This is a genomic window from Glycomyces dulcitolivorans, from assembly GCF_003265355.1.
Lineage (GTDB): Bacteria > Actinomycetota > Actinomycetes > Mycobacteriales > Micromonosporaceae > Glycomyces > Glycomyces dulcitolivorans.
Window position 1 is genome coordinate 56,039 of the sequence record NZ_QFRW01000073.1, and the last position, 7,283, is coordinate 63,321.

Sequence of the window (7,283 nt, forward strand, 5' to 3'; positions counted from 1 at the left end):
CCACAAGGCGCCGGCCGACTGCACAACTCCAACCCGCTGAACGCGCCGCAGGCCCCCGGGCCCGGCGCGTTTCGCACGCCCGGGCACGGGTGCGGGGCCCCGGCCGTCTCGGCCGGGGCCCCGCCGCGTCACTCCCCGGTCCTGCGGCGTGAGACCAGGAACAGGACCACGCCGGCGAGCACCGCCGCGAGCGCCCCGGCCAGGATCCACGTCAGGGACGAGCCGGTGTTCGGCAGGCCGGTCCCGTTGACGGTGATCGCGCCGGCGTTGTTCGCCAGGTCGTCCTCCAGGATTCCCGGGTAGATCCCGGCGTTGTTGCGGCCGTGGACTTCCAGGACGCCGCGGTCGGTCGAGCGCGGGTCGGTGACCTTCACGGTGAACGTGAAGTCGAGCGTCGCACCCGCGTCGAGCCGGTCGAACATGCACAGGAAGTCGCTCTCGGCCGGGTCGACCTCCGGCAGGAGCTCCCGCGCCTCGTCGTCGGAGAGGCACGTCCAGTGGTCCTCGCCGTCGCTGTCGACCTCGACGAGTTCGAGCCCGTCCGGCAGCGCCCCGGTCACGTAGTAGGAGTGGATCCCGAAGAGCCCGAACGCGGTCGCGGGGCCGTTGTTGCCGATCGGGACGGTGAGCGTCTTCTCGTCCCCGGTGTTCCCGCGCGCGTTCGCATCTCCGGCTTCCAGGTCGTAGAAGTGCTCGCGGGTGACGATGTCGAGCTCGCCGACCGTCGGGTCGGAGTACTCGCTCTCCGGCTCGGTGACCTCGCGCAGCCCGATCAGGTTCGCCTCGCCCTCGTTCCAGTTGATGTCGCCATAAGTGGACTCGCGCTCGTCCTCGCTGACGGTGTAGGCGCTGATGTAGCAGACGCACACGTCGAACGGGCCGGGCGCGAGCGGGTCGACCTCGTACGGGATCGGGTCGGTCGTGGTGAACACCGTCCCGGGCGCGTCGTCGAAGTCGGTGATGACGCAGACGACCCCGCCCCAGCCGAAGAAGTCGTCGGCGCAGTTGTCGTAGGTCGCGAACGCGTCGACGCCCTGGTCGTACTCGGCGTACTCGGGCTCGGTGAAGGTGATGACGACGGCGCCCGTCCCCGGGTCGAGGGCGTCGGCCTGCATGAACTCGGCGTGGACGTCGACTGTGGAGCCGGGTTCGACGTCGGTGTACTCCAGGTTCGCGTGCCGGAACGGGAACGCCTGGGAGGGATGCGGGTTGACGATCTCGATCGCGCCCGTGTCGGTCCGGAGCTCGACCCCGTCGACGGCCACGGTGATCTCGTACCCGTAGACGCCGGTCTGGGCGTCCTCCGGAGCCCCGTACTCGAACGCGAACCACAGCTCCGACTCGGCGTTCTCGCGCACGCAGCCGATGCGGGAGTGCTCGTCGTCGTTGAAGCACGGCAGGCCCCCGCCGCCGAGGTCGCCGGTCGTGAACTGGAACGTCCCGGGGGCGGCGTCCAGGTCGAGGGCGACCGACACGGTGTGGACGCCGGGCGTGAAGTCGTCGCCGAAGACGAGCGTGAACCCGCCTTGGAGGTGCTCGTCGCCCAGGTTGACCGGGCCTTCGAAGTCGTAGTACGTCTCGGCGGGCGGCTGGGCCTGGGCGGTCGCGGGGACGGCGAGCGCCCCCGCGAGCATGGCCGCGAGGACGGCCGCCAGGCGCCTGCCCGCGCGGAGCGGAAGCGGCGGAGTCATGGGAGCTCCTTAGGACGGGCGCCCGGCTGGCCGCCGGGCGTATATGAACTAAACGCGAACGTCCGGTGACGCGTTGCGATCACCACTCGTATTTCCAGCGGAAACGCGAAAGGGCGCCCGGCCCCCACAGGCCGGGCGCCCGGGTGGGGCCTCAATCGGCGGTCGGGATGCGCCGGCCCCGGCAGGCGAGTGCGGCGACCGCGCTCGCGGCGAGGGCGGCCCCCGCGCCCCCGAGGAGGATCCGCATCGACGCGCCGGTCGGCGGAGGGCCGCCCGAGGCCGCGACGTCCAGGCCGAACCCGGCCTCGTCGTTCGAGCGGTCGGCGTCGAAGTCGAGCGGGTCGTCTCCGGTCGTGCGGGTGGCGACGGTGAGCGAGCCGTCGGCCGCCGACTCGGTGCCGGTGATCCGCACCAGCACCGGCAGGGCCTTGACCGCCCCGGCGGGCAGGTCCGCGAAGAAGAAGCACGCGAAGTCGGCCTCCGCGAGCCGCGCCGGGTCCGTGGCGGGCAGGAGGCGGGGCCATTCGGCCGATTCGGGGCAGTGCCAGCCCTCGTCGCCGACCGCGACGAGTTCGAGGCCCGTCGGCAGGTCTCCCAGGACCGCGTAGGGGCCGGTCGACTTCCAGGACGGGACGGCGCGCGCGGGACCGGCATTCGCGACCTCGATGACCACCGTGGTCTCGGTGCCCGTGCCGCCCTTGGCGTTCACGTCCTCGACCGAGAGGTCGAAGCGCTGCTCCGAGATCTCGGTGCCGACGTGCCCGAAGAACTCGCCGCCTGGTTCGGAGGCGGTGGCGGGCGGGGAGGCGTGGGCCGTGAGCGCGAACACTCCGGTCATGAAGGCCGCGGCGAGGGCGGCGAGCGTGGCGGGGATGGGTGTCACGACGGGTTCCTTCAGGTGCGGTGGGGTCCTGTTCCCTACACGACCGGGCCCCGCGATCTGACGCACCTTCGCCGCACAAACGGAGAGCGCCCGTCCGGCCGGACGGGCGCTCTCAGCGTGTTCTCTTGCAGCCGTTGACTACTCGGCGGCGTCGGTCGCGGTCTTGCGGCGGCGGGTGGCGATGAACAGGACCACGCCGATGACGAGCGTGGCGGCCGCTCCGGCCAGGATCCACGTCATCGACGAACCGGTCTTCGGGAGCGAGCCGGAGCCGCTGCCGTTGAGGGTCAGGTCCGCGGTGTTGTTCTTCAGGTCCCCGTCGAGCGCACCGGGGTACTCGGTGTCGCCGAACGCCACGACCTGGAGGAGGCCCTTGTCGGTCGCCTTCTCGTCCTTGACCTCGACGGTCAGGTCGACTTCGAGTTCGCCCTGGCCGGGCAGTTCCACGAAGATGCAGATGAAGTCCGCCGCCTCGGCGTCCTCGATCGCGGGCATCGTCTCGCGGAAGTACTCGTCGGAGTCGTCCTCGCAGTAGAACGAGTCGTCGGACTCGACCGACACGAACTCGACGCCCGCAGGCAGGTCGCCGACCAGCGCGTAGGAGCCGGGGCCGTCGAAGAAGCTCGGCGCGTCGGCCGACTCGGGGTTGCGGACCGGGATCGTCACGGTGACCTCGTCGCCGTTGTCGCCCTTGATCGCAGCGTCGTCGACGGCCAGGTCGTACGGGTTGGCGGTGGTGGTGATGTCGACGGCGCCGTAGTGCCCGTCGCCGAATTCGCCGGTCGCGCCGGTCGACTCAAGGCCGAGCAGGTTGTCGGAGCCCTCGTCCCAGAAGATCCCGCCGTATTCGGATTCGAGCCCTTCGGCGTCGATCGCGATCACCTGGTACCAGCATCCGCAGGCCTGAAGCGGGCCGGGCGCGGTCTCGCTGACGCCGTAGGAGATCGGGTCGCTCAGGGTGAACCCGGTGCCCGGGGCGTCCTCGAAGTCGGTGACGATGCAGGCGACCTGGCCGTGCTCGTTCTCGGTGCAGTTGTCGAAGTCGGCGGTCGGGGCGGCGAGGCCGTGCGGGAGGTAGTCGGCGTCCGAGAAGGTGGCGACGACGGCCGCGGTGCCCTCGGGGAGGGCGTCCTGCTGGTAGAAGTCCGGCTTGACCTCGACGAGGTCGCCGGGGGCGACGTTGTCGACGGTGACGTCGCTGTGCAGGTACTGGCCGTCGTAGTCGGGGACGACGATCTCGGTGACGCCCTCCTGGACCGCGACGCTCTCGTCGTCGACCATGACGGTGAGGGTGTAGCCCCACGTCCCCGCCTGCGCCTCGGGAAGCGCCCCGTACTCCATCTCGAAGTGCAGCGAGCCGTCGGCGTCGTGGGCGATGCAGGAGAGGGTGTTGTAGGTCGCGTCCATGCCGCAGAACCCGTCGTCGGTGGAGACGCCGCCGTAGTGCATCTCCTCCTGGTTCTCCCATTCGAGGACTGCGGTGACCTTGTGGGCGTCGGGTTCGAAGCCGTCGCCGAATTCGATGTCGAGGGTCGCCGGGGCGAATCCGGCGCCGGCTTCAAGGGTCGCGGGGTTGCCGAAGTCGATCTCCGGCTCGGTGGTCTGGGCGTAGGCCGGGAGCGCGAACGCCCCGGCGCCGAGGGCCGCGGCCCCGGCGAGGGCGGCCAGGCGCAGGGGGGCGCGCTCGACCGTGAAAAAGGGTGCAGGCATGGCAAAGCTTCCTTGACAGGTGGGAGTGGACAGTCCCTTGTGGTGGTTGCTCCGTGGGGACTTGATGACTACTAGACGCCGCCGCTCCGGCACCTGATGCACCCGATTCAGAAAATTCTGCGGAATGTAGCGCAGCGCACACGCAAGGGGCGCCCCTCCGCAAGGAGGGACGCCCCTATTCGCAGGTCGTAATGCGTTTACGCGTGCCAGCCCGGAATCGGGAAGGCCTTGGTGTACTCGCGGATCTCGGCGGCGATGACGTCGAGCTCGGCGTCCTTGCCGTCCTTCGCCGCGGCCACGGCCCGGTCGATCCAGCCCGCGATCGCGTCCATGTCGCCCTCCAGCATCCCGCGCGTCGTCACCGCGCCGGTGCCGATGCGCAGGCCCGACGGGTCGAACGGCTTGCGGGTGTCGAACGGGACCGAGTTGAAGTTCAGCTCGATGCCGGCGACGTCCAGGGCCTTCGCCGCGGGCTTGCCGCCGATGCCCTTGCTCGTCAGGTCCGCCAGGATCAGGTGGTTGTCGGTGCCGCCCGAGACCAGGTCGAAGCCGCGCGCCGCCAGGGCCGCCGCGAGCGCCTTGGCGTTCTTGACGATCTGCGCCGCGTAGTCCTTGAACGACTCCTTGGCCGCCTCGCGCAGCGCGACCGCGATCGCCGCGGTCGTGTGGTTGTGCGGGCCGCCCTGGAGGCCGGGGAACACGGCCTTGTCGATGGCCTTGGCGTGCTCCTCGTTCGCGAGGATCATGGCGCCGCGCGGGCCGCGCAGCGTCTTGTGCGTGGTGGTGGTGACGACGTCGGCGAGGCCGACCGGCGTCGGGTGCGCCCCGCCGGCCACCAGGCCCGCGATGTGCGCGATGTCGGCCATGAGGACCGCCCCGACCTCGTCCGCGATGGCCTTGAAGCCCGCGAAGTCGATGGTGCGGGGGATCGCGGTCCCGCCGCAGATGATGAGCTTCGGCTGCTCCTTGCGGGCGATCTCGGCGACCTCGTCGAGGTCCGTGCGCCCGGTGTCGCGGCGGACCCCGTAGTGCACCGAGTCGAACCACTTGCCCGTGGCCGAGACCTTCGAGCCGTGGGTCAGGTGCCCGCCCGCGGGCAGCCCCATGCCCAGGACCTTGTCCCCGGGCTCCAGGAACGCCAGGTAGATCGCCAGGTTCGCAGGGCTCCCCGAGTACGGCTGGACGTTCGCGTGGTCGGCCCCGAACAGCGCCTTGGCCCGGTCGACGGCCAGCTGCTCGATCGGGTCGATGTTCTGCTGGCCCTCGTAGTAGCGCTTCCCGGCGTACCCCTCGGAGTACTTGTTGGTCAGGATCGAGCCCGTCGCCTCCATGACCGCCTGGGACACGTAGTTCTCGGACGCGATGAGGCGGATCTTCTCGGACTCGCGGCGTCCCTCGGCCTCGATGAGCCGTTCGATCTCGGGGTCGGCGGCCGCGAGGTTCGCGGTGAGGGCCTCGTAGGCGTCGGACATGCAATGCTCCTCGCTGATCGGCATGATCTCGCACGGCGACCGGGCAGGTGGCCTTGATGACCCGAGCATAGCCGGAGCGCGGTCTCGTCGACGCTTGCGAGACGTCAATGTGTGCTGCTCGCGGGCCCGCCCGTTTCCTCACGTGTGAGACGACGCGTCCCAGCTCACGCTCACCCGATCGGCCGTTCGAGACTCCATTGCGTACACGCAGTAGCGTGCGACGTATGTCACCTAGATCCGCCGCGAAGACCGTCGGCGCCGGGTTCGCGGTCGCGGCGCTCGCCGCGCTCGCCCAGCTCGGCCTGGCCTACGGCTTCGGGCTCCTCTCCTGGGCCGACGCGGCCCCCGGTGCCGCCGACCCCGTCCTCGACTACCGCTGGAACGCCAACCTCGCCTGGGTCGCCTGGTTCTCCGCCGCGTCCTGCGTCGTCGGCGGCCTCGCCTCCGGCGCGATCGGCTCCCGCGCCGCCGCCCACGCCACCCCCGCGACCCGCTTCACCGCGGTCCTCGCCTCCGCCGCCGGCGCCTTCGCCGTCGGCCCGCTCGTCGCCCTCTCCGCCGAGCAGGGCGCCGTGTACACCTCGTTCCCCACGGACCCGCTCATCGCCTCCGGCCTCGGCGCCGCCGTCGGATTCGCGCTGGCGCTCATCGGCCTGTCGTCCCGCTCGGTCGCCGTGAACGTCGGCGCCTCCGCCGCCCTCGTCTGGCTGCTGGCGATCCTCGCCGTGTTCGTCGAGGTCGGCGACCGCGTCTCCCCGGTCACCGAACTCGCCGTCTGGGGCTCGTGGGCCGGGTCCGACACGTTCCTCGGCACCCGCGGGTTCTCGATCGCGATCCCGTTCGTGACCGGGTCCCTCGTTATCGGCGCCGTGGTCGCCGCGTTCGCGCGCCGCAGCCACATCTCCTCCTCCGGGTACCGCATCGCCGCGGCCTCCGGCATCGCCGGGCCCCTCATCGTCACCGTCGCGCACCTGGTCGCCGGGCCCTCCCGCCTCGACAACGCCGAGTCCCTCGCCGTCATGCTCGTCGGCCCCTACGCCGCCATCGCCGGGCTCCTCGGCTCCCTCATCGTCTGCGCGATCCCCAAGGCCGGCGGGCAGATCGACGACCGCGCCGAACCCCGCACGCCCCCGGCCGGACTCGTCGAGTCCGTCCCCGGCTGGACCGTCCCCGCCCCGGCCTCCGCCTTCGAGGACGAGCAGGACACGCACGACCTCTCCGCCGCGCCCGCCAAGCCCAAGCGGCCCACCCGCCGCGAGAAGCAGATGGCCAAGGACTCCGAGCGCGCCGCCAAGCAGGAGGCCCAGAAGCGCGCCGAATGGGAGCCGCAGGCCGGCGACGACGCCCCCAACCCCGACGTCGACTGGGTGCAGGAGCTCAAGGCCGTCGACATGGAGGAGGAGAAGGAAGCCCCCAAGCCGGGCCGGCGCGCCAAGAAGACCACCGCCCGCACCCGCCGCAAGATCAACAGCGAAGAGGGCACCGAAGAATAAGCGGCACAAGCAGAAAGCGGCCGGGCCCTGCAAG

General features: G+C 71.1%; 5 protein-coding genes. 1 reads left to right on the forward strand and 4 read right to left on the reverse strand.

What is annotated here, in order from left to right; genetic code table 11:
* Positions 1–128 precede the first annotated feature (128 nt).
* The 4 genes from DI269_RS06210 to DI269_RS06225 all read right to left on the reverse strand — a co-directional run bounded on the left by DI269_RS06210 (position 129) and on the right by DI269_RS06225 (position 5,756).
* Complete coding sequence (locus tag DI269_RS06210) at positions 129–1,691, reverse strand: LPXTG cell wall anchor domain-containing protein (RefSeq protein ID WP_112134240.1); 1,563 nt, start codon at positions 1,689–1,691, stop codon at positions 129–131.
* A 151-nt stretch (positions 1,692–1,842) separates the two neighbouring features.
* Positions 1,843–2,574, reverse strand: a complete 732-nt coding sequence (locus DI269_RS06215) for a hypothetical protein (RefSeq protein WP_112134241.1) — start codon at positions 2,572–2,574, stop codon at positions 1,843–1,845.
* 138 nt (positions 2,575–2,712) lie between these two features.
* Positions 2,713–4,284 (reverse strand): LPXTG cell wall anchor domain-containing protein, encoded by a 1,572-nt coding sequence (locus tag DI269_RS06220; protein WP_112134242.1) that lies wholly within the window; start codon positions 4,282–4,284, stop codon positions 2,713–2,715.
* A gap of 197 nt (positions 4,285–4,481) precedes the next feature.
* On the reverse strand, positions 4,482–5,756 hold the full coding sequence (locus tag DI269_RS06225; RefSeq protein WP_198667199.1) for a serine hydroxymethyltransferase: 1,275 nt from the start codon (positions 5,754–5,756) through the stop codon (positions 4,482–4,484).
* 224 nt (positions 5,757–5,980) lie between these two features.
* Between DI269_RS06225 and DI269_RS06230 the strand changes: the two genes are divergently transcribed.
* Positions 5,981–7,249, forward strand: a complete 1,269-nt coding sequence (locus DI269_RS06230; protein WP_112134244.1) for a DUF2062 domain-containing protein — start codon at positions 5,981–5,983, stop codon at positions 7,247–7,249.
* Positions 7,250–7,283: the final 34 nt, after the last annotated feature.

Bases quoted from the DNA above. Each gene is read 5' to 3' on its own strand.
- DI269_RS06230 (WP_112134244.1), top strand. From the start codon at position 5,981: ATGTCACCTAGATCCGCCGCGAAGACCGTCGGCGCCGGGTTCGCGGTC.
- DI269_RS06220 (WP_112134242.1), bottom strand. From the start codon at position 4,284: ATGCCTGCACCCTTTTTCACGGTCGAGCGCGCCCCCCTGCGCCTGGCC.
- DI269_RS06225 (WP_198667199.1), bottom strand. From the start codon at position 5,756: ATGTCCGACGCCTACGAGGCCCTCACCGCGAACCTCGCGGCCGCCGAC.
- DI269_RS06210 (WP_112134240.1), bottom strand. From the start codon at position 1,691: ATGACTCCGCCGCTTCCGCTCCGCGCGGGCAGGCGCCTGGCGGCCGTC.